Annotated in this window: 20 protein-coding genes; 11 read left to right on the forward strand and 9 right to left on the reverse strand. The window is 69.7% G+C overall.

The genetic code is table 11. The features are described from left to right. The first annotated feature begins 77 nt into the window (after positions 1 to 77). Genes C6W10_RS20810 through C6W10_RS20825 form a run of 4 tightly spaced genes read left to right on the forward strand, consistent with a single transcriptional unit; the run spans position 78 to position 3644 of the window. Entirely contained in the window at positions 78 to 986 is a 909-nt protein-coding gene (locus tag C6W10_RS20810) for an ABC transporter ATP-binding protein (RefSeq protein WP_107259745.1), read from the forward strand. A gap of 10 nt (positions 987 to 996) precedes the next feature. Continuing rightward, complete coding sequence (locus C6W10_RS20815; RefSeq protein WP_107259747.1) at positions 997 to 1737, forward strand: ABC transporter permease; 741 nt, start codon at positions 997 to 999, stop codon at positions 1735 to 1737. A gap of 3 nt (positions 1738 to 1740) precedes the next feature. After that, a complete protein-coding gene (locus C6W10_RS20820; RefSeq protein ID WP_107259749.1) occupies positions 1741 to 3018 on the forward strand; it encodes a sensor histidine kinase in 1278 nt (425 codons plus the stop codon). After that, the gene (locus C6W10_RS20825) at positions 3015 to 3644 is read left to right on the forward strand and encodes a response regulator transcription factor (RefSeq protein WP_107259751.1); all 630 of its coding nucleotides are present in this window, start codon (positions 3015 to 3017) and stop codon (positions 3642 to 3644) included. Before C6W10_RS20820 ends, C6W10_RS20825 begins: the two co-directional genes overlap by 4 nt. Before the next feature lie 11 nt (positions 3645 to 3655). Here the strand turns inward: C6W10_RS20825 and C6W10_RS20830 are convergent, their stop codons facing one another. Genes C6W10_RS20830 through C6W10_RS20840 form a run of 3 tightly spaced genes read right to left on the reverse strand, consistent with a single transcriptional unit; the run spans position 3656 to position 6853 of the window. Next, positions 3656 to 4522 carry a carbohydrate ABC transporter permease gene (locus tag C6W10_RS20830; RefSeq protein ID WP_107259753.1) on the reverse strand — a complete coding sequence of 289 codons (867 nt, stop codon included), beginning with the start codon at positions 4520 to 4522 and terminating at the stop codon, positions 3656 to 3658. Next, positions 4522 to 5544 carry a carbohydrate ABC transporter permease gene (locus tag C6W10_RS20835; RefSeq protein ID WP_107259755.1) on the reverse strand — a complete coding sequence of 341 codons (1023 nt, stop codon included), beginning with the start codon at positions 5542 to 5544 and terminating at the stop codon, positions 4522 to 4524. The genes C6W10_RS20830 and C6W10_RS20835 overlap by 1 nt, the downstream gene beginning before the upstream one ends. A gap of 10 nt (positions 5545 to 5554) precedes the next feature. Beyond that, complete coding sequence (locus tag C6W10_RS20840) at positions 5555 to 6853, reverse strand: ABC transporter substrate-binding protein (protein ID WP_107259756.1); 1299 nt, start codon at positions 6851 to 6853, stop codon at positions 5555 to 5557. A gap of 884 nt (positions 6854 to 7737) precedes the next feature. On the opposite strand from C6W10_RS20840, the gene C6W10_RS20845 reads away from it, so the two are divergent. Further along, complete coding sequence (locus tag C6W10_RS20845) at positions 7738 to 8799, forward strand: polysaccharide deacetylase family protein (RefSeq protein ID WP_107259758.1); 1062 nt, start codon at positions 7738 to 7740, stop codon at positions 8797 to 8799. A gap of 154 nt (positions 8800 to 8953) precedes the next feature. On the opposite strand, the gene C6W10_RS20850 is transcribed toward C6W10_RS20845, so the two are convergent. Next, complete coding sequence (locus tag C6W10_RS20850) at positions 8954 to 9874, reverse strand: endonuclease/exonuclease/phosphatase family protein (RefSeq protein ID WP_107259760.1); 921 nt, start codon at positions 9872 to 9874, stop codon at positions 8954 to 8956. Between the two features lie 117 nt (positions 9875 to 9991). Here C6W10_RS20850 and C6W10_RS20855 point away from each other — a divergent pair, with 117 nt between their 5' ends. Then, entirely contained in the window at positions 9992 to 10300 is a 309-nt protein-coding gene (locus C6W10_RS20855; RefSeq protein WP_107259762.1) for a hypothetical protein, read from the forward strand. Between the two features lie 67 nt (positions 10301 to 10367). On the opposite strand, the gene C6W10_RS20860 is transcribed toward C6W10_RS20855, so the two are convergent. The 3 genes from C6W10_RS20860 to C6W10_RS20870 all read right to left on the reverse strand — a co-directional run bounded on the left by C6W10_RS20860 (position 10368) and on the right by C6W10_RS20870 (position 12898). Further along, positions 10368 to 10970 (reverse strand): hypothetical protein, encoded by a 603-nt coding sequence (locus tag C6W10_RS20860; RefSeq protein ID WP_107259764.1) that lies wholly within the window; start codon positions 10968 to 10970, stop codon positions 10368 to 10370. A gap of 344 nt (positions 10971 to 11314) precedes the next feature. Beyond that, positions 11315 to 11905: a GNAT family N-acetyltransferase gene (locus C6W10_RS20865; RefSeq protein WP_234361361.1), complete on the reverse strand. Its 591-nt coding sequence runs from the start codon at positions 11903 to 11905 to the stop codon at positions 11315 to 11317. Between the two features lie 9 nt (positions 11906 to 11914). Continuing rightward, on the reverse strand, positions 11915 to 12898 hold the full coding sequence (locus tag C6W10_RS20870) for an aminoglycoside phosphotransferase family protein (RefSeq protein WP_107259768.1): 984 nt from the start codon (positions 12896 to 12898) through the stop codon (positions 11915 to 11917). A 345-nt stretch (positions 12899 to 13243) separates the two neighbouring features. On the opposite strand from C6W10_RS20870, the gene C6W10_RS20875 reads away from it, so the two are divergent. After that, positions 13244 to 14461: a cytochrome P450 gene (locus C6W10_RS20875; protein WP_199853705.1), complete on the forward strand. Its 1218-nt coding sequence runs from the start codon at positions 13244 to 13246 to the stop codon at positions 14459 to 14461. An 8-nt stretch (positions 14462 to 14469) separates the two neighbouring features. After that, on the forward strand, positions 14470 to 15252 hold the full coding sequence (locus C6W10_RS20880; protein WP_107259770.1) for an alpha/beta hydrolase: 783 nt from the start codon (positions 14470 to 14472) through the stop codon (positions 15250 to 15252). Between the two features lie 52 nt (positions 15253 to 15304). Here C6W10_RS20880 and C6W10_RS20885 read toward each other — a convergent pair whose 3' ends face one another. After that, the gene (locus tag C6W10_RS20885; RefSeq protein ID WP_107259772.1) at positions 15305 to 15499 is read right to left on the reverse strand and encodes a DUF397 domain-containing protein; all 195 of its coding nucleotides are present in this window, start codon (positions 15497 to 15499) and stop codon (positions 15305 to 15307) included. Beyond that, on the reverse strand, positions 15490 to 16275 hold the full coding sequence (locus tag C6W10_RS20890; protein ID WP_107259774.1) for a helix-turn-helix transcriptional regulator: 786 nt from the start codon (positions 16273 to 16275) through the stop codon (positions 15490 to 15492). Before C6W10_RS20890 ends, C6W10_RS20885 begins: the two co-directional genes overlap by 10 nt. Positions 16276 to 16625: 350 nt before the next feature. On the opposite strand from C6W10_RS20890, the gene C6W10_RS20895 reads away from it, so the two are divergent. The 3 genes from C6W10_RS20895 to C6W10_RS20905 all read left to right on the forward strand — a co-directional run bounded on the left by C6W10_RS20895 (position 16626) and on the right by C6W10_RS20905 (position 20666). Next, positions 16626 to 16865 (forward strand): hypothetical protein, encoded by a 240-nt coding sequence (locus tag C6W10_RS20895; protein ID WP_107259775.1) that lies wholly within the window; start codon positions 16626 to 16628, stop codon positions 16863 to 16865. 3 nt (positions 16866 to 16868) lie between these two features. Next, positions 16869 to 17153, forward strand: coding sequence for a hypothetical protein (locus C6W10_RS20900; RefSeq protein WP_107259777.1), 285 nt, complete (start codon positions 16869 to 16871; stop codon positions 17151 to 17153). A 363-nt stretch (positions 17154 to 17516) separates the two neighbouring features. Continuing rightward, a complete protein-coding gene (locus tag C6W10_RS20905) occupies positions 17517 to 20666 on the forward strand; it encodes a glycoside hydrolase family 95-like protein (protein ID WP_234361932.1) in 3150 nt (1049 codons plus the stop codon). Positions 20667 to 20790: the final 124 nt, after the last annotated feature.

The following is a 20790-nucleotide window of genomic DNA, read 5'->3' on the forward strand; positions in this document are numbered from 1 at the left end:
GGGCACCCGTCGGGGCCGGCGGCAGCGGTGGCTGCGTGGTCGATTCGGCGCCGGGGCGCGGACGGCACGCTTCCGGTATGACAATCATCGAGGTAGACGGCCTCGTCAAACGCTACGGCGAGCAGACGGTGGTGGACGGGGTCAGCTTCGCCGTCGAGCCGGGCGAGATCTTCGGCATCCTGGGACCGAACGGGGCGGGTAAGACCACGACCGTCGAGTGCGTCGAGGGGTTACGTACCCCGGACGCCGGCAGCATCCGGGTCTGCGGCATCGACCCGCAGCGGGACACCGGAGAACTCCGGCAACTGCTCGGCGCACAGCTCCAGGAGAGCGAGCTGCCGGACAAGCTCACGGTCGGCGAGGCGATGCGACTGTTCAGCTCCTTCTATCGGGAGCCGGCCGACTGGCGGGACCTGGTCGACACCCTGCGGCTCACCGGCAGGCTCGGTACGCAGTTCCGGCGGCTCTCCGGCGGGCAGAAGCAGCGGTTGTCGATCGCGCTCGCGCTGGTCGGCAACCCGAAGGTGGCGGTACTCGACGAGTTGACCACCGGCCTGGACCCGCAGGCGCGCCGGGACACCTGGGACCTGATCGAGGACATCCGCGACCGGGGCGTGACGATCCTGCTGGTCACGCACTTCATGGAGGAGGCGGAGCGGCTCTGTGACCGGCTGGCCGTGATCGACTCGGGTCGGCTCGTCGCGCTCGACTCTCCGGCCGGGCTGGTCGCCAGGGTCGACGACCGGCAGCGCATCCGGTTCCGCCCGTCGGTGCCGCTGGACCACGCCGTACTGACCGCGCTGCCCGAGGTGACGTCGGTGGAGCGGGCCGGCAGCCAGCTCGTGGTGACCGGTACCGGAAACCTGCTGCTCGCGGTGACCACCGTGCTCGCCCGCAACCAGGTCGTCGCCGCCGACCTGCGGGTCGAGCAGACCTCGCTGGAGGACGCCTTCGTCGCGCTCACCGGCCGACCCGTCGACGCCTGAGGAGACTGCCATGTCCGCCCTGTACCGGCTCACCGCCACCGAGACCCGACTCTTCTTCCGCGAGCCGATGATCGTGTTCTTCGCGCTCGCCTTCCCGCCGATCCTGCTCGGCATCTTCGGGGCGATCCCGGCGTTCCGGGAACCCGACCAGTCCCTCGGCGGCCTGCGGGTGATCGACCTGTACGTGCCGATCGTCGTCGCGCTGGCCCTCGCGATGTTCGCGCTCAACGGCCTCTCCCAGCTCTTCGCCAGCTATCGGGAGAAGGGTGTGCTGCGACGCATGCGGACCACCCCGGTGAAGCCGGCGATGATGCTCGGCGCGCAGTTGCTGATGTCGACGATCCTGTCGGTGGCAACGATGGTGGTGGTCCTGGCGGTCGGCCGGCTGGCGTTCGAGGTACGCCTGCCCCGGCAGCTCCCGGCCTACCTGCTGGGCTACCTGCTGGCCGCGTTGGCGATGTTCGCGATCGGCCTGCTCGTCGCCGCGCTCGCCCCGAGCGGCAAGAGTGCCGGCGCGATCGGGACCGTGCTGTTCTTCCCGATCGTCTTCTTCGCCGGCCTCTGGATCCCCCGCGACAGCATGAACGACGTACTGCGGACGATCAGCGACCTCACCCCGCTCGGCGCGGGTGTGCAGGCGTTGCAGGACGCGACGGCCGGGCACTGGCCGCAGCCGCTGCACCTGGCTGTCATGCTGGGGTGGACGATCGTGGCCGGTGGGCTGGCCGCGCGGTACTTCCGCTGGGAGTAGGTCGTGAGCATCGAGGCGGAGCTGCGCGCCGAGTTCGACCGCTGGGAACGCCGGGAGGTGGCGCTCTTCAACGTGCTGCCGTACCTCCTCCTGGCGGCCAGTGTCCTGGTCACGCTGCTGCAACCGACCTGGGACACGCCGGTGCACGTCCCGGCCGTGCTCGGGCTGACGTTCGCGGCCACGCTCTGGTTGCTCTGCTTCCACACCCTGCACCCGGAGTGGCACCAGAGGGGTCCGCTGATGGGCCTCTACTACGCCGGGCTGATGGTGCTGGCCGCCGGCCTGGTGGCGATCGCGCCCTTCTTCGCGCTCTTCGCCTTCGTCGGCTACCCCCAGGCGTTCCTCTACCTCAAGGGCCGCTGGCGCTACGCCGGCGTCGCCGCCACGGCGGTCGTCTCGGCGATCGGTTACCTGGGCGGGGCCGCCGAGATCGTCGCCGGGGAGTGGTGGGAGGGGATCTCCGTCAGCGTGATCTGCATCGTGCTGGCCGGGGTGTTCTTCTACTTCGCCGAGCTGGCCGACCAGCGCAACCACAAGCAGCGGCAGGCGCTGACCGAGCTGCACGAGGCGAACACCAAGCTGGAGGCGGCGCTGGAGGAGAACGCCGGCCTGCACGCCCAACTGCTGGTGCAGGCGCGCGAGGCGGGGGTGCTGGACGAGCGGCAGCGGATGGCCCGGGAGATCCACGACACCCTCGCCCAGGGACTCGCCGGCATCCTCACCCAGCTCCAGGCCGCCGAGCAGACCGACGACCCGGCGACGTCCCGCCGGCACGTGACGAACGCGATGAACCTGGCCCGGGAGAGCCTCACCGAGGCCCGCCGGTCGGTGCACGCGGTGGAGCCGACGATGCTGGCCGAGGCCCGGCTCCCGGACGCGATCAACGACGTGGCGCGGCGCTGGGCGGAGGCGCACCACATCGAGACGGTACTCACCACCACCGGCGACGCCCGGCCGATGCACACCGACGTGGAGGTGGCCCTGTTGCGTACCGCGCAGGAGGCGCTGGCGAACGTGGCGAAACACGCCCGGGCCAGCCGGGTCGGCCTGACCCTGTCCTACATGGAGGATCTGGTGACGCTCGACGTACGCGACGACGGGGTCGGCTTCGAGCCCGGGGTCAAGCGGGCCAACGGTTCCCACAACGGCGGGTTCGGGCTCGCCGGGATGCGGCAGCGGGTGCAGCGCCTCGCGGGCCGGTTGGACATCGAGTCGGAGCCGGGTGGCGGCACGGCGATCTCGGCGGCCGTGCCGGCCATTCCCGCCGGAGGTGCGCAGTGATCTCGCTGCTCATCGTCGACGACCACCCGGTGGTGCGGGACGGGTTGCGGGGCATGTTCAGCGCCGACCCGCGCTTCGAGGTGCTCGGCGAGGCCGGTGACGGCGCCGAGGCCATCACCGCCGGGGAGAGGCTCCGGCCCGACGTGATCCTGATGGACCTGCGGATGCCGAGGACCGACGGGGTCACCGCGATCAAGGAACTGGCCAGCCGTGGGGTGCCGGCCCGGATCCTGGTGCTCACCACCTACGACACCGACAGCGACGTGCTGCCCGCGATCGAGGCGGGCGCCACCGGGTACCTGTTGAAGGACGCGCCGAGGGAGGAGCTGTTCCGGGCGGTCGAGGCTGCCGCGCGCGGACAGGCGGTCCTCTCCCCCGCCGTCGCGACCCGGCTGATGGGTCAGATCCGCCAGCCCGCCTCGGAGCCGCTCTCCCAGCGCGAGCTGGAGGTGCTGGAGCTGATCGCCCAGGGGTCGACCAACCGGGAGGCGGCCCGGCAGCTCTTCATCAGCGAGGCGACGGTGAAGACCCACCTGCTGCACGTGTACGCCAAACTCGGCGTCAACGACCGGGCGGCGGCGGTCGCCACCGCCTTCTCCCGTGGCTACCTGACCCCGCGCCGCTGAGCCGTCCCGGGTCAGCCCTTCACGGCGCCGGTCAGCCCTCCGACGATCCGGCGCTGGAACAGGCTGAAGAACAGCAGCGCCGGGAGCATCGACAGGGAGGTGAACGCCAGGACCTTCGCCGTGTCGACCGAGTACTGCGACGCGAACGCCTGCACGCCGAGCGGCAGCGTGAAGGTCTCCTCCCGGTTGAGGATGAAGAGCGGCAACAGGTAGCTGTTCCAGCTTGAGATGAAGGTCAGGATGGCCACCGTGACGACTCCCGGCATGGAGAGCGGCAGCACCATCCGCCAGAAGAAGCCGAGTCGGCCGCATCCGTCGATCGACGCCGCCTCCTGGATCTCGTCCGGGATCGCCCGCACGAACGGGACCAGGATGATGATCGTCATCGGGATGGCGAACCCGATCTGCGGAAGGATCACCCCGGGCAGCGTGTTCATCAGCCCGAGGGTCCGGACCAGGATGTAGAGCGGGGTGATCGCCACGGTGAGCGGGAACATCAGCCCGGCCGCGAAGAGCGAGTACATCGCGCCCCGGCCCCGGAACCGGTAGCGGGCCAGGACGAAGCTCGTCATCAGGCCGAGCGTGACCACGCCCGCGGTGGTGAACCCGGCGACGATGGTCGAGTTGAGCACCTGTTGCCAGAACACGCCGCCGGTCAGCACGTCGAGGTAGTTCCCGGTCTCCCACGGGCTCGGCCAGCCCGCCGGGTCGGTGGTGATCGCCGCGTTGGTGCGGAAGCCACCGAGCACGATGTAGCCGATCGGGGCCAGCATCACCCCGATGAGCAGCAGCGCGACGAAGTACACCGCCGGGCTTCCCCAGGGCAGCTTCCGGCCGCCCCGCACCGGCCTGCGCACGGCTACCGCGGTCGCGGCCATCAGCGTCTCCCTCCGGTGATCGCACCCTCGGTGTCACGGCGCAGGACGAACCGCTGGTAGACCAGCGCCGCGACGAGGGAGACGAAGAACAGGACCACGGCCACGGCGTTGCCGTACCCGTACTCCCCGGCGTTGCGGCCGTTGGCCACCATGTACGTCGCCATCGTCGAGGTCCCGGCCGTGGCGGCGACGTACTGGCCCCAGATGATGTAGACGAGGTCGAAGAGTTGCAGGGCACCGATCATCGACAGGAAGGCCCAGATCCGGATCGTCGGCCCGAGCAGCGGCAGCGTGATCCGGCGCTGGATCTGCCAGTAGGAGGCCCCGTCGATCGAGGCGGCCTCGACCAGCTCGTCCGGGATGCCCTGCAACCCGGCGAGGAAGAGGATCACGGCGAAGCCGATGTACTTCCAGGTCAGGATCCCCATCAGGGTCCAGATCGCCTTCTCCGGGTCGGAGAGCCAGTCGCTCTGCAACCAGCCCAGCCCGAGCCGCTCCAGGTAGGCGTTGACGGCGCCGCTGCCCTGGAGCATCAGGCTCCAGCCGGTGCCGACCACCACCTCGGAGATCACGTACGGGACGAAGACGAGTACCCGGATCAGGGTCTGCCCGCGCATCTTCCGGTTCAGCAGCAGCGCGAGCAGCACGGCGGCCGGCCCCTGGAGCACCAGGGACAGTACGACGATCACGGCGTTGTGCCGCAACGCGTCGACGAACGTGCCGTCCTGGAAGACGAGCAGGTAGTTGCGGAGCCCGACGAACTCGGTCGGCGGACCGTACCCCTGCCAGCTGAAGAAGCCGTAGTACCCGGCCATGGCGACGGGGAGGATGACGAAGGAGAGGAAGACGAGCAGCGTCGGGCCCGTCATCAGCGCGATCTCCAGCCGGGCGGGCCAGCCGATGCCCTTGCGGGCACGGCGCCGGGTCGGGGGCGACGCGACGGGCGCGTCACCCCCGACCGTCGTCAGACCCGCCGGCCGGTCCTGCGCGAGCTGCACGCTCTCGCGGTCTGTGTCGAACATGTACGGGTCTTCAGGCCCTCTTCGCGGCGGTCTTGACCGCGCTGACGATCTCCTCGGGGCTGCCCTTGCCGGCCAGCAGGTTCACGACGGCGGTGTTGAGCGCGTTGCCGACGTTTTGCCCGTAGACGGTGTCCAGCCACTGCGAGACGAACGGCGCTTTGTTGTACGCCTCCAGCACCGACTTCAGGTGCGTCTCGGTCACCGCGCGCTGCGCCTCGCTGTTCACCGGCGGCGCCTGGAACGCCTTGTAGTACGCCTCCTGGACGGGGGTCTGGAGCATGAAGTTGAGGAAGGCGGTGCACTCCGCCTTCGGCGCCTTCGCGGAGCAGGAGTAGCCGTCGACGCCGCCGAGGATCGCGCCGGGCTCGCCCGCGCCGCCCTCGATGCTGGGGAACGGGAACCAGTCCAGGTCCGGCAGCGGCTTCTTGTCCGGGGTCAGGGAGCCGATGACACCCGGGTTCCAGGCACCCATGAGTTCCATCGCCGCCCTGTGGTTGGCGAGCAGTCCGGCCGAGCTGCCCGCGCCCTGCTGCGCCGAGGTCGTCAGGAAGCCGTTGTTGAAGGGCTGGGTGGCGGCGAAGGCCTGTACGTCCTGACCGGCCTTCAGCCAGCAGGGGTCGTCGAAGTTCATGCTCTTGGCGGTCTCGGTGAGCGTGGCGGTGCTGCACTCGCGCAGCGCGAAGAAGTAGTAGTAGAAGGCGGCCGGCCAGGCGTCCTTGCCGCCGAGGGCGATCGGCTGGGTACCGGAGGCCTTCAGCTTCTCGACGGCCGCTTGGAGGTCGGCCAGCGTGGTCGGCGTCTGGGTGATACCGGCCTTGGCGAAGAGGTCCCTGCTGTAGAAGAAGCCGCCGGGCAGCACCGCGACCGGCATCGCGTAGACCTTGCCGTCGATCGTCTGGGCCTTGAACGACCCCTCCGAGACCACCTTCCGGGTGGCGTCGCTGATCCCGTCCGTGATGTCCATCAGCTGGCCGGCCTTGACCATCGCGGCCATCTTGCCGCCGCCGCGCTGCATGAACACGTCGGGGGCGTCGCCGGAGTTCAACGCGGTCTGGAGCTTGCCGTCCAGGTCCTCGTTCTGGATCGACTGGAGCTGGATCTTGACCTTGGGGTTGGCCGCCTGGAAGTCGGCGACGGTCTTCTCCCAGAAGGTCTTGCCCGGCCCGGTCGTGGCGTTGTGCCAGAAGGTCATCGTGACGTTGCCGCCGCTGCCCCCGGCACCCTCCGAGTCCCCGGAACCACAGGCGACCGTTCCCAGGACGCCCGTCGCCAGGACTACCGACAGAGTCAGTAGCTTGCCTGCCCTCATCTACCTGTCCTCTCTGCCCAGTGCGCCCAGCCGAGGCTCCCTCGGGGCGAACGGGAACAGTGGTCTCGGTTGTCCGCCCTGGACACGAGGGCCGCTGTCCCCTCCCGTCGACAGGTGTCGGTCCGACGGCCGGCTCGCAGCCATCAACGGCCATCATCCGATCCGTCGAACGTCACAGTAACTGTCTATCGACCGGCAAAGACTCGCAGACGGACCTGAAAAGTTCAAGACATGTTTCGGAAACTTCCGAGAGCCGTACCGAGCCGCGCGTGCTGACCCTTCCCGGCACGGAAGACCGGCCCAGCACCCCACCCCGAGGTGGGACCGCCGGCCGGCCGCGACGCGTCGTCCACACTCGTCGGCGAGTAGCGAGCCGCCGGTTGCCCCGGGCACAGGCGGACGACCGGTTGGCGAGAGGCAACCGGCACTCCAACGAGGTCTCATATCGGAGAAGTTCCGGAAGATGGGCGCGTACCCGCCGCCCGGCCGGAAACGGCGCGACGGTCATCACCCGGGCCGCGGCGACAGCCGAGCGACGCGGCCGCCCAGGCCCCGGCAGCGTTCCGGAAACGTCTGAGCCGCGGGCCGCCGCCGCGTCACCCCGGTTCGGACGAAGCGGCGCGTCGGCGACGGCGGCGCGCGTCAGTGTCGCCAGCAGGATGGCGACCACCCGCGCGACGTCCGGAAAGCTTCCGGAACTTATTGACGTTCCTGAATTTACGCTGCGATACTTTGATCTATCGCGGTCGATGCGACGCACCCGCTCAGGTCTGCGGCGGCGTTCCCGCCCACCGCCACCCGCCCGGACCGTACGACTGCTGTCCCTGCCCCGGCCCGGACGGCCGACACCGCCGGCACCCACCACCTGCGAGAAGGAGACCCGCATGTTCGGCAAACTCGCCAAGCCCCGGCCACCGACCACCCGGGGCTGGCTCGGCCACCTCGTCCGGCTCGCCGTCGTCGCCACCACCGTGGCGACCGGCGGTGTCGCCGTCGCCGTCGTGGGGTCTCCGTCCAGCGCCGCCGCCTGCAACGGTTACGTCGGACTCACCTTCGACGACGGGCCGACCGGCAGCACCAGCGCGCTGCTCTCCGTGCTGCGCAACAACGGCGTACGGGCCACGATGTTCAACGTCGGGCAGAACGTCCAGAACAACCGGTCGGCGGCCCAGGCGCAGGTCTCGGCCGGCATGTGGGTCGCGAACCACAGCTGGAACCACGCCCACATGACCTCGATGAGCCAGAGCCAGATGCAGTCCGACCTGTCCCAGACGAGTTCGGCGATCCAGTCGGCGACCGGCGTCCGGCCGCAGCTCTTCCGGCCGCCGTACGGGGAGACGAACGGCACCCTCCAGTCCGTCGCCTCGTCGCTCGGGATGCGACAGGTGATCTGGGACGTCGACTCCCAGGACTGGAACGGCGCCAGCGTCAGTCAGATCGTCTCCAACGCCAGCCGACTCCAGGCCGGCCAGGTCATCCTGATGCACGACGGAATCCAGAACACCCGCGACGCGATCCCGCAGATCATGTCCAACCTCACCAGCCGCAACCTCTGCCCCGGCATGATCTCGCCGTCCACCGGCCGCGCGGTGGCCCCGGACGGCAACCCCGGCGGCAACCCGACCACCCCGCCGCCCGGCGGCAACCCCACGACCCCACCGCCCGGCAGCGGCGGCTGCACCGCCTCGACCACCGCCGGTACCGTCTGGGGCGACCGGTACAACACCACGGTCACCGTCAGCGGCACCAGCAACTGGACCGTCGTCGTCGCCGTCACCTCACCACAGTCGATCAGCACCACCTGGAGCGGCAGCGCCAGCCTGAGCAGCAACAACACCGTGTTGACGATGCGCTCCAACGGCAGCGGCAACAGCTTCGGCTTCACCACCATGACGAACGGCAACTCCAGCGCCCGACCACAGGTCAGGTCCTGCACCGCCGGCTGACGTCCCGCCGACCGGCCGACCTCCGCGCCCGGGACTCCGCGGCAGGTCGGCCGGCTCGGACGACGCACGCAGACGTCCGATCCGGAGCGGGTTCCGGTGCGGCGACGTACGCCAAGGCCACGTCCCCGGAGACAACCGGCCACCGCCGGGCCGGTCAGTAGCGGGTGGCGGGTGTCCTGCTCGGGATCCCGAGATCCGCGACGACGCCGAAGTGGTCGCTGGCCCAGACGTCCTCGACGGGCTCCGAGAAGACCTGACGGCAGTCGAGCACGTCCAGGGTCGGCCCGTGGTGGACGCAGCGGACGAAGAGGTAGTCGATCCGCCGGCCGCGCTCCTGCGGCCAGGTGCCCTCGGCGACCACCCGATTCGCCGGGGTCATCGTGTGGCCGGGCTCCGCCGGCCGAGCCTCGTGCCAGGCGTCCCGGTAGCAGACGCTGACACCGTCGAGCGAGCGCAGCCCGGCCCAGAACTGCATGCTGGCCGCCTCCGGTACGGCGTTGAAGTCACCGGCGAGCACCACATGCCGGTCGTCGACGCCGCCGATGCCCTCGACCGCCCGCGCGGTGACCACGGCCTGGAGTTCCCGCTCGCGTTCGAACGACAGCTCCCAGTTCGGGTTGTGGTTGACCAGCAGCAGCGGCCCGATCGGCTCCGGCGCCCGGATCTCGGCGACCAGGGCCACCGCCGGGAACTCGGCCGTGCGGGTGCTCACCTGAAGATCGACCTCGCGTACCTCGCCGATCGGCCAGCGACTCGCGATCGAGGCCCCCGAGCCGTCGGCCTCCCGCCGGCCGGCGTGCGCGACGTGGTAACCCGCGCCCAGCAACTCGACCACCTGGTCGTAGCGGGGATCCGCGATCACCTCCTGGAACGCGACCACGTCCGGATCCAGCTCACCGAACCCACCGGCCAGCACCGCCTGACGGGCACGCCACGGCGCGGGCCACTCCTCGGCCGGCGCGGCCCGGCCGATCCCCGCCTCGGTGAAGTAGTACCACCCCCAGACGTTCTGGGTGACCACCCGCACCGTGCCCGGTCGGCGGCGCGGGGGCGACGGCCGGGTCGGAGTCGACATCCGCTCATCATCATCGCCACATCCATCGACCGCCACTCCTGGGGCGCGGATCGCGGGCGGCACCGAGAGTGACGGGTACGGCACGTCCGCCGGCGGTCGACATGTCAAGATATCGACGTGCTTGACGATGTGGTCCTGGTCGACCCCTGGTGGGATCTGCGGGGACCCGGCGATTCCGAGCAACGGCAGGTCCAGGAGATCAGTACGGAACTGGTCCAGGAGACATCGCGGGGGCATCCGCTGTACGGGGTGGCCTTCACCGTCGTCGGACGCTCCGATGCCACCGACGACGTACTGCTCAGGGTCGGCGACCGGTGGGCACTGGTTCACCTGACCTGGAGCGGAACGGCGGAACTACCGCCCTGGCCGAGCTGCGCCTTCTTCGACTCGGCCGACGACGCGCAGCGGGCCATAGCGCTCGGCTGATCGCGCGCATGCCGGGTCGGTTCGGGCCGATCCTCGGGGTTACCGGGGACCGGACGTGGGCAGGCGGCTACGGGTAGGCGACACCTCGATAGACGGACAACGCCACCCCGAATCCCAGGAAGTGGGTGCTCAGCAGCAGGACCGCCCCGAGCGCGGATCCCACCCTGCCGGAGTGCGCCTGGAGCGGTGGCTTCGAGGCAAAGGCGGCCATCGAGGTCTTGACCGGACCCCAGCAATATGGCCACGCGGTCCCGATCAGGGCCAGGGTCGCCAGCGTGATCGTATTGCTCAGGTTGCTCTCGAACTCCAGGAAGGTGATGCCTTCCGTAACGGTGCCGCCCGCCGTTCGGTCCGCCATCATCGTCGCCATGCGCAGGCCCAGCAGAGTACCCAGAATCGCGCCGATAGCGGCACGGTTTCCGACCGCCGCGACAAACCTCTTCGTCGGCTCCGACCGTCTCGCGACGATCAGACAATAGGCCACCAGGTTCAAAGTGGAGAACGCCAGAAATGCCACGACGGCCAATCCCGCGGCGACCACGTAACGCGCCGAACCCTGCACGGCCGTGGGGTCGGCGACGTACCTCGGGGCGAGCCAGCCTGCCGCGAAGAGCCCCACGAGCAGGAGAATCGCCAGCGCCGGGCCGGGTTGTGCCGCGCGTTCCATCATCGACCGGTACGGCGCCCCGGGCTCGTCGGAGTCGCGTGTGGCCGCAGCGCGGGTGCGGGGCCGTGGCGGCGGGGCGGCCTCCCGGGTCGCCGTGGAACCTGGCTTCGTCGACCTGTTGCGCCGACCTGCCCGCCGCTGCCCCATGGCACCCTCATCTCGATCCGGCCGCCATCGCCGATGGCCGTAGTCACCCGAGTAGAATCATGCGGTTAATCCGCTCGGTTCCTTCGCCGCCCGAGCGTACTACCGACATTCAACCCCGGGCGGGCCGTGCACGAGGCGCCGCATTCCGCGTACTCCGCATTGTGGGTGTGCGGTCAGCCGGAATTCACCCGTCGACCTCGTTATGACCGCGCGTCTGCGCCCCGCCCGCCCACGCAATCGAAGGCCCAGAAGGCATCGGAGTAGACGAAGGTGCCGGTCATCCATTCCTCGTACGAGGACAGTTTGGCGACCTGAAAGACGCCGGGCGTGTAGCGCAGTGTCGGCGGACGGAAGCCCAGCTTCGTGGCGTCGGCGAAGCCGCGCTTGCCGTAGTAGAGCGGCGAGCCCTCCAGGAACACCAGCGGGACGCCCCGACTGTCGGCTTCCGCGAGGGCGTGCGCCACGAGCCGAGTACCGATCCCCCGACGCTGGTGCTCCGGCAGCACGCCGAGGGGCGACAGCGAGTACACGTCCACGAGCCGGGGCAGGGCGTCCAACCGGCAGGCACTGAGCAGCACATGCCCGACCACCTGCCCGGCGACGGTTGCGACCAGCGACAGCGGCGCGAGCGATGCCCGACCGGCGCGGAGCGCATCGACCAGCGCAGGAACCCGGTCGCCGTCGCCGAACGCCCGGGCGTGAAGGTCCCGCACGGCCTCGTGATCTTCGGCCCGTTCCTGCCGTACCACCGGCTCGACACATCCGCCGTGAAGGTCATCCCCTGAACTCACCGCGCCAGGCTAGCCCCCGCGACGATCGGCACGCGACGCGATTAACGCAGAACGTGATCCTGACGTGGCGACGGCACCGGCGGCGTACTCGGAGAAGATCTCGCCGAGGACGCGCCGTGCGTTTCCGGCGGCCGACTCGTCGGCCTCGCCCAGGGTCTGGGAGCAGGTGACGAGCGTCTTCCAGAGTGCCCAGCCGCGCCCGCGCGCCCAGGTCGCGTCGTCGACGGAGAGTCGCTCCCGGAACGCCTGCCGGCCGTCGGCGGTCAGCAGCGTCCATGCGACGGCCAGGTCACAGGCCGGGTCGCCGACGCCGCACGTCCCGAAGTCGATGACGGCCGCCAATTCGCCGTCGTTGAGCAGGAGATTTCCCTCGGCGACGTCACCGTGGAACCAGCTCGGCACACCGTCCCAGCGAGCGTCCAGCGCGCTCTTCCAGATCTCGCCGGCCAGCTCGACGTCGACATGGCCGTCGAGTGCCGTGAGCGCGTGCTGCGCGCGCCCATCGTAGGTGCGCAGCGTGCCGCCGCGGAACCAGTTGTGCAGGCCGGGCCGGGGACCGTCGGTGGGGTCGACGTCGCGCAGGGCAGCCAGGAACTCGGCCAGGTCGACGGCGAACCGAACGGGGTCGGCGATGCGGTCCGCGCGGGCAGGCTCACCGTCCAACCACGGGTAGATCGACCACGAGTACGGGTAGCCTCGGCCCGGCTCCCCTTTCGCCAGTGGTACCGGAATGGGCAGCGGGAGCCGAGGGGCGAGCTCCGGTAGCCAGCGGTGTTCCTTCGCCACCGCCAGGGCGTATTCGGATGCGCTGGGCAGCCGCACCGACCGGCGGGAGCCCAGGTGGAAGGTCCAGTTGTCCCAGCCGCCTTCGGCCACCGGCCAGACCGGGAGATCGGCCCACCGGGGAAACTGGTCGGCGACGAGCCGACGTACCTGCTCGGCGTCGACGGCGATGCGCTGCGGCACGGGACCGAGATCCGGCGTGCCGCTCACCGGAGCGTCCCCATCTGACAGAACAAGCCGCACCCCCGTCGTTACCGGCGCTCGGCGAGCCTACAAACCCGCGCCACCATCGCGCACCGAATTCCAGGACTGCCACGTCCGCTGCCCCGGCGTCCCACTGCCGGCTATCGCCTCCGTCGAGCCTTCGACAACGCCGGCCCGAGGTGTCGGCACCGCAGGGGCCTGGCGACCCTCCCGGTGGAGGTAGCCTTCGATCGCGGACGTCGAGGCAATCGCCGGGCTGCGGACCGGGCTGCGGCGGGCGGGCGGGTCCGGCGCGGTTCGGTGCGGTTCGGGCGGCAGGACGAGCGACGGGGTGCCGAGGGGGCGGTGCAGGTGACAGCGGACCACGCGATGTACACGCCCGAGTTCTTCGCCGATCCGCACCCGGCGTACGCGCGGCTGCGTGAGCAGGCGCCGGTACAGCGGCTTCGCAACCCGAACGGCCTGGAATACTGGCTGGTCACGAGGTATGCCGAGGCGCGGGCGGCGTTCGCCGACGGCCGGCTGTCGAAGGATCCGCGACGCGCCTGGGATGCCCTGCGCGCGGCCGGGGTGGTCAGCGGTGAGCCGGGCGAGGCGACGTTCGACCTGCACACCACCGACCCGCCGGAGCACACCAGGCTGCGGGCGCTGGTGGGGCGGGCGTTCACGACCCGACGGGTGGCCGAGCTGCGGGAGCGGACCCAACAGATCGCCGATGGCCTGCTCGACGCCGTCGCCGAGCGGAAGACCGCAGACCTGATCGAAGATTACGCGTACCCGTTGTCCCTCACCGTCATCGCCGAACTGCTCGGGGTGCCGTCGATCGACCATGGCCGGTTCCGGGCCTGGACCATCGCGGCGATGCACCCGCCGTTCGTGACCGACGCCCCGATGTCCAGGCAGGAGGGACGCCGACTGCTGCGGGAGTACGTCATCGGTCTGGTGGCGCACAAGCGTGACCAGGCCCGTACCGGTGGGCAGGGCGACCTGCTGACCGCGCTGCTCGCGGCGAGCGACGACGGCGACCAGCTCACCGAGGCGGAACTGGTCGCCCTCACCCAGCAACTGCTCTTCGCCGGCCACGAACCGACGACCAACCTCATCGGCAACGGCATGGCGGCCCTGCTCCGGCATCCTGACCAGTTGGCCACGCTGCGCGAGCGGCCGGAGCTGCTGCCCGGCGCGATCGAGGAGCTGCTGCGCTTTGACGGCCCCACCGCGCGTTCCTCGCCGAGCTACGCCGTGCAGGACTTCACCATCGGTGACACCGCTGTTCCGGCTGGCAGCATCGTGATCGTCGGGATCGCGGCGGCCAACCGCGACCCGCGCCGGTTCGCCGAACCCGACCGGCTGGACATCACGCGCGGCGACGACCGGCACCTGGCCTTCGGGCACGGTCTGCACCGCTGCCTGGGCGCCGCACTCGCGCGGATGGAAGGATCCGTCGCAATCGGTACGCTGCTGCGCCGCTTCCCCGACCTGCGCCTCGCGTGCGCTCCGGAGGAGCTGAGCTGGCTCCCCTTCCCGGTCTTCCGTGGGCTGGCCGCCCTGCCCGTCCGGGTTGGCTGACGTCGTTCATGACGACCGGCCGTCGCGGGTCCTCGATGCTCTATCGGGCCGCCGACGGCCGGGAGCTGCCCCTGCTGGTCTTCGAGCCGGGCGACGGCACACAGCCGCGTGCCGGCATCGTGCTGTTCCATGGCGGCGCCCTGCGGGCGGGCTCGGCCGACGGGCTCGCCCCGCACTGCCGGAAATTGGCGGCACGCGGAATCCTCGCGGTGTCAGCCGGTTATCGGCTGCTCGGTCGTGGCGCGGTCAGCATCGACGACTGCATCGCCGACGTTCGGCGCGCGGTCGAGCAGTTCCGCCGGCTGGCGGCGTCGCGCGGGCTCGAAGCGCCGCGGCTGGCCTCGGGTGGCAGCTCAGCCGGTGCTCATCTCGCGATCCTTGCGGCGATGACCCCGGAGGCGTCCGGCACGGCGCCGGAGCCCGGCATCGCGGCCGTGGTCGGCTTCAATCCTGCGGGATCGAATCTGCGCTCCTTCGAGCCGGAGGTGCAGCGCCGCCTCGAACAGCAGGTCGGTGTCGCGGCGGGCAGATTGACCGAGTACTCGCTGATCGAGTTCGTGCGGCCGGGGAATCCGCCGATGCAGATCCACCACGGTACCCGCGACGAGGTCGAGCCGATCGACTCCGTGCGGCGGTTCCGGGACGCGATGGTGCGCGCCGGCAACGAGTGCACGCTCCTTGAATACGACCAGGCCGGACACGGGTTCCACTACCCCGACAACGGCAGGCACTTCGACGACGTCATCGACGCCACCGCACTGTTCCTCCTCGACCGGACCGCAGCGCAGTGAACTGCCGTGCCAAGCCTCAAGATTCTTGGAGATCTGTGGTTCGCTACAAGCCCTAATTCTCCAAGAATCTTGAGAGCCCTTCCACGAATCCGCGCCACTGTCGGGGGCCGAACGTCAGGACCGGTCCCTGCCGGTCCTTGCTGTCGCGCACGAGGACACGGCCGGGGAGATTGTCGGCCACCTCGACGCACTGTCCACTCTCGCTGCGTGACGACTTGTGCCAGTTCGGGGCGGTGTTCACGTCCATTTCTCAGTCGTCCTCGTGATCAGGTCTAGGCTTTGGTTACCGGGTAGAGCGTAGTCCCGGATTGCCTCCCAGGCGCCCTCAAGGTCCGTCGTGGCATCCGGGCTCTCGACCACGCGACCCTTCAGGTGCCCTTCCAGGAACCCAACCGACCGGCCGTCCACCGTCGCGACCACCAGCGGCCCGTCCAGCCCCACATAGGCGCCGGCCTCGAACGGGACGACCTGCACCCGGACGTTGGGATGCTCGCACGCCGCCACCAGGGCCTTCAACTGGTCGCGCATGACCTCCGCGTCCCCGACGCGGCGGTGCAGGACACCCTCGTCGATCACCGCGACCAACTGGCAGGGGTCGGGCCGGCGGTAGAGGATCTCCTGTCGACCGAGCCGGGTCGCCACGATGGCATCTATGGAGTCTGGATGGATGCGGAAGCCGGCCAGGATGGCCCGAGCATATGCCTCGGTTTGCAGGAGGCCAGGGACCAGCAGCGGTTGGTAGACCCTGAGGAGGCTTGCCTGCTGCTCGTGCTCGTTGAACGGTCGGTACCAGACCGGGACCAGCTCCTCCTTCACGAACATCCGGTAGAACTGCATGAACGTGGTTCCGAAGGCGCGATCGACCGCCCCAAGATAGTCCGGGAGCGCCGGCCGCTCGCCTCGCTCTACCGCGCCGACGTGCTTGGCGGAAAAGTGGATTCGATCTCCCCACGCCTCCTGGGTCAGGCCGAGCAACTCGCGCGTACGGCGTAGGTCCTTTACCAGATATTCGCTCGCGGACATAGGCTCTCACGTCCCCCAATTCGCTTCGGCGCCGATGGTCATGTTCGCTGTTCTGCCTGCTGGGTTCCCGTGCCCGACCAGCATCTTCCGCCCTGCTGGGGCCAGGGTCCAGGGTGGAATCCGGGCACTTGCCCGCCCCCGTGACCTTCCAATTCGGGTGGGTGCCCACGGGGGTGGCGCCGAGGTTCGGAGCCTGGCGTCACCCCCGTCCAATTCCGCCGACGAAAGGCATCATCATGAAACTCTGGTGCGGATTCCGGCCCTATCACCGCCGAAACTGGCGCCGGCTCTGGCGGTATTGCCGGTGCGGCTACCGGTGGCGTTGTCCCGACTCGGTCGAACTGACTCCGATGCCCTGTCAGCCGGCGCCACCACCGCCACTCTCCCGCGCCGACTATCGGGCCGCCGTCCGGGCGGCGACGCCCGAGCCGGCCCAGCCGGCCGTACCCGCGCCGCCGGCCCGCACCAGGGCGACCAACCGCCGCCACGGCTGGGACGCACCCCTGCACGCCCGACGGACCAACCGGGCGGCCGCCGCGACGCCGGTACGGCAGCAGCGGTCCGGGCGCGGCACCAGCGCTCTGGTGTGAGCCGTGATCGGGCCGCAGGAGCGCTGGTACCGGCACATGCGCCGGAACCCGCGACGCTACCCGGCCGGCCGGCACAGCCCGGCGACGACGTACCAGTGTCGGACCTGCCGCGACCCGTGGCCGTGCGCGCCGGCCCGCCTTGCCCTGCTGGTCGGCTTCCGGGGTGACCGGGTGGGACTGATGATGTACCTCGCCGCGCACCTTGCCCGCGCGCTGCGAGCGCTGCCCGACACGCATCCCGCGCTGATCGCCGGGCAGCTCCTCTACTGGGTGCCCCGGCGCCGCTGACCCGTCTCGTCACCCCCGGCCCGCCCCGGACCACTCTCCCCTGGTCCGGGGCGGGCCGCCTGCCGCACGACGGCACGGCACGGCACGGCACGGCAGACGATACGTCCGATGTATGCGCGCGCTCTCCGGCAGCAGGCTGCCGGCAAAACCTCGCAGCAAGGGATTGACGGATGCAAGACATCCAATGTTAACTGCAAATCACAGACCTGGGTCGATGGTTACCCGGGGTCAACGCGACCTCGGGCTACCGCACCGGCCCGGTCCGTCTCGACGTCGCTCCCCGTTTTCGGCGGATGGGGAGCTGCACCGGCCTCCGGGGCGCGAGACGTCATCCACCGGACGATCTAGAAGGGGATCGTGTCGATGAAGGTGAGTACGCCGATCCGCGTCATGCTCGCCGCCCTGCTCACCGGTGGTCTCGTCGCCACCGGCCCGGCCACACCGGCCGCAGCGGCGCCCACCGACGCCGCGTTCAATTCGAGCACCGGCACCCTGAACGTCAACTACGCCAACTACCTGTCGAAGCACGACATCGTCTACAACCGGCCGAACACCAACCCGCTGCACGGGCTGACCGTCGGCAACGGCAGGACCGGGGCGATGGTGTGGAGCCAGAACGGCCTGTCGATGCAGGTCTCCGGAGTCGACCTGGCCCAGCAGTCGACCTATGCGGCCGGCAACGTCAACCTGTTCAGCAACCCGCAGCTGGACACCGGCTACACCACGTTCCAGCAGCGGCTGTCGCTCTACGACGGCACCCTGACCACGAAGTACGACAACAACCGCACCGTCACCATCATGGGCTCGCCCAACTCCGAGGTGATGGGAATCCACGTCGAGGACAGCCGGCCGGGTGTCACCAGCGTCGGCCTCGACCTGAGCCTCTGGGACCTGAACAGCGTCCAGAACATCGCCGACGTGCCCAACCTGACCACCTGGCGCACCGCGAGCACCTTCGCGGACTCGACCGGGGTCGGGATCAGCCGGGGGCAGGCCGACCCGAACAACTTCGGCTTCACCCTGGCGGCCACCGTCGAGGGCGCGAGCTACACCTCGCAGACGGTCAACGGCACCCGGGTACGCCTGAACATCACCCCGACCAGCAGTTACACCGTCTGGTTCACCGCCGCCTCCCGGGTCAACTCCCCCGGGCAGAACTCGGTGCAGCAGGCCAAGAACCAGCTCGCGGCGGTGAAGGCGACCGGTTACGCCAGCACGCTGAACAACTATCGCAACTGGTGGCACAACTTCTGGGCCAGGTCGTTCGTGCAGTATTCCAACGCGGGCGGGGACGCCGACTATCTGGAGAACGTCTACTACCTGGCCACCTACATGATCGCGGCGGGCGGCTTCGGCAACTATCCGCTGCACTTCATCAACGGAGTCTTCCGGGCCACCCAGGACAACTCCAAGTGGAGCAACGGCTACTGGTACTGGAACCAGCGCGACGTCTACAACTCGTTCTACGCCAGCAACCACGTCGACCTGATGGCCGGCTTCAACCGGCTCTACAGCCGCAATCTGGCCGCGCTGAAGTCCTTCACCACCACCCGGTACGGCAGTGACGGGCTCTGGGTGCCGGAGACGATGGGCTGGGACGGCAACGCCCGGGGGACCGTCAACAGCGACTATGTCAACGACCTCTATTCCACCGGGACCGAGGCCGCCTACAACATGTACCTGCAATACCGGTACACCAACGACGAGAACTACCTGCGGAACACCGCGTACCCGTACATGAGGGAGGCGGTGAAGTTCTACGAGGACATCCTCAGCCGGGACTCCTCCGGTCGTTACTACATGGCGAACTCGAACGCCCACGAGACCTACTGGGACGTCCGCAACGCCATCACCGACCTGGCGGCGGTACGGCTGCTCTTCCCGCTGACGATCCAGGTCAGCCAGCAGCTCGGGCTGGACTCGGGGCTGCGGGCCAACTGGCAGAACATCGTGAACAACCTGGCGCCGTACCAGATCTCGAACGGGGCCTACCTGCCGCACGACCCGCCGTCGTCGCCGACCCGCAACGGGGAGAACGTGGCGCTGGAGCTGGTCTGGCCCTACGACCTGACCGGGATCGGCTACCCGGACCACCAGACCGCGGTAAACACCTGGAACGTCCGGCCGCACCCCTACGGCAACGTCTGGGCCAACGACCACGTGCATGCCGCCCGGCTCGGGCTCGGCAACCAGGCGTTCCAGGGCATGCGGACGATGCTGCAGAAATACCAGAACTACCCGAACGGGATGACCAACAACACCAACGGGGTCTTCGAGTACCTCGGCATCCACCTGACGGCGATGAACGAGTCGCTGATGCAGTCGTACAACGACAAGATCAGAGTCTTTCCGGCGGTGCCGACCGACGCGAGCTTCGTCGGCAGGTTCACCCTGCTGGCCAAGGACGGTTTCCTGGTCAGCTCGGAGCGGGAGGCCGGCGAGATCAAGTACGTCGGGCTGCGCAGCCTGCACGGCAAGCAGGCCCGGGTGGTGAACCCGTGGGGCAACCAGGAGGTACGCGTCCGGCGTACCTCGGACAACGCCGTCCTGACGACCAGCACGGCCGGCGAGATCGCCTTTGCCACGGCGGCGAACGCGAACTACGTGCTGGAACGGACCGGCAAGCCGCTGGCCAGCTACTCCGCCGCCACGCTGACCGGCAGCGCCAACCAGGGCGCGAAGGCGCTCTCCGGTACCGCCTCGACGCTCGGCCTCGGCGGCGGCCCCGGCAACCCGGGCGGCGGTGAACTGGTCAACAACACCCTGCTGAGCTACGACGCCAACTGGCACCTCACCACCGCCCGCGGGTACGGCGACTACAACGACGACACCCACCACAGCACCACGGTCGGGGCGACCGCCTCGTACACCTTCACCGGGACCGGCGTCGAATACCTCTCGGAGCGCTTCAGCGACATGGGCAACGTCGACGTCTATCTCGACAACGTGTTGCAGGCCAACGTCAACCTGAACGCCTCCGGCGCCCGGCAGGCCCAGCAGGTCGTCTGGCGCCGGACCGGCCTGTCGAACGGCCAGCACACGATCCGGATCGTCAACCGGACCACCTCGGTCGGCATGGTCGACGCGCTCCGGATCCTCACCGGCGGCACCCAGCCGTCCGGCGGGGTGGCGCTGCGCGCCCAGGCCAACGGCCAGTACGTCAGCGCCAGCAACGCGGGCGCCGGCAACCTGGTCGCGAACGCCGCCGCCGTCGGCTCCTGGGAGCAGTTCGACCAGGTCGACCTCGGTGGCGGCATCATCGGGCTGCGGGCCAGGGTGAACAACCAGTTCGTCTGCGCGGAGAACGCCGGGGCCGACCCGCTGATCGCGAACCGGCCCTCGGCCGGGGCGTGGGAGACGTTCGCCCTGGTCCGCAACTCGGACGGCTCGGTCAGCCTGCGGGCCAACGTGAACGGCAGGTACGTCGTCGCCGAGAACGGCGGCGCGGCGCCGCTGATCGCCAACCGGGACTCGATCGGCCCCTGGGAGAAGTTCGACCTGGTCCCCGCCTGACCGGCCACGGCCGGCGGGTCCACCCCCGACCCGCCGGCCGTGGCGGCGGGACAGCCGCATCCGCCGGCTCTTCCCGCCGGTACCACCGGGTCGGGCATCGGCGGCCGCGTACCCGGACCACCCC

Source organism: Plantactinospora sp. BB1, from assembly GCF_003030385.1.
Classification (GTDB): domain Bacteria; phylum Actinomycetota; class Actinomycetes; order Mycobacteriales; family Micromonosporaceae; genus Plantactinospora.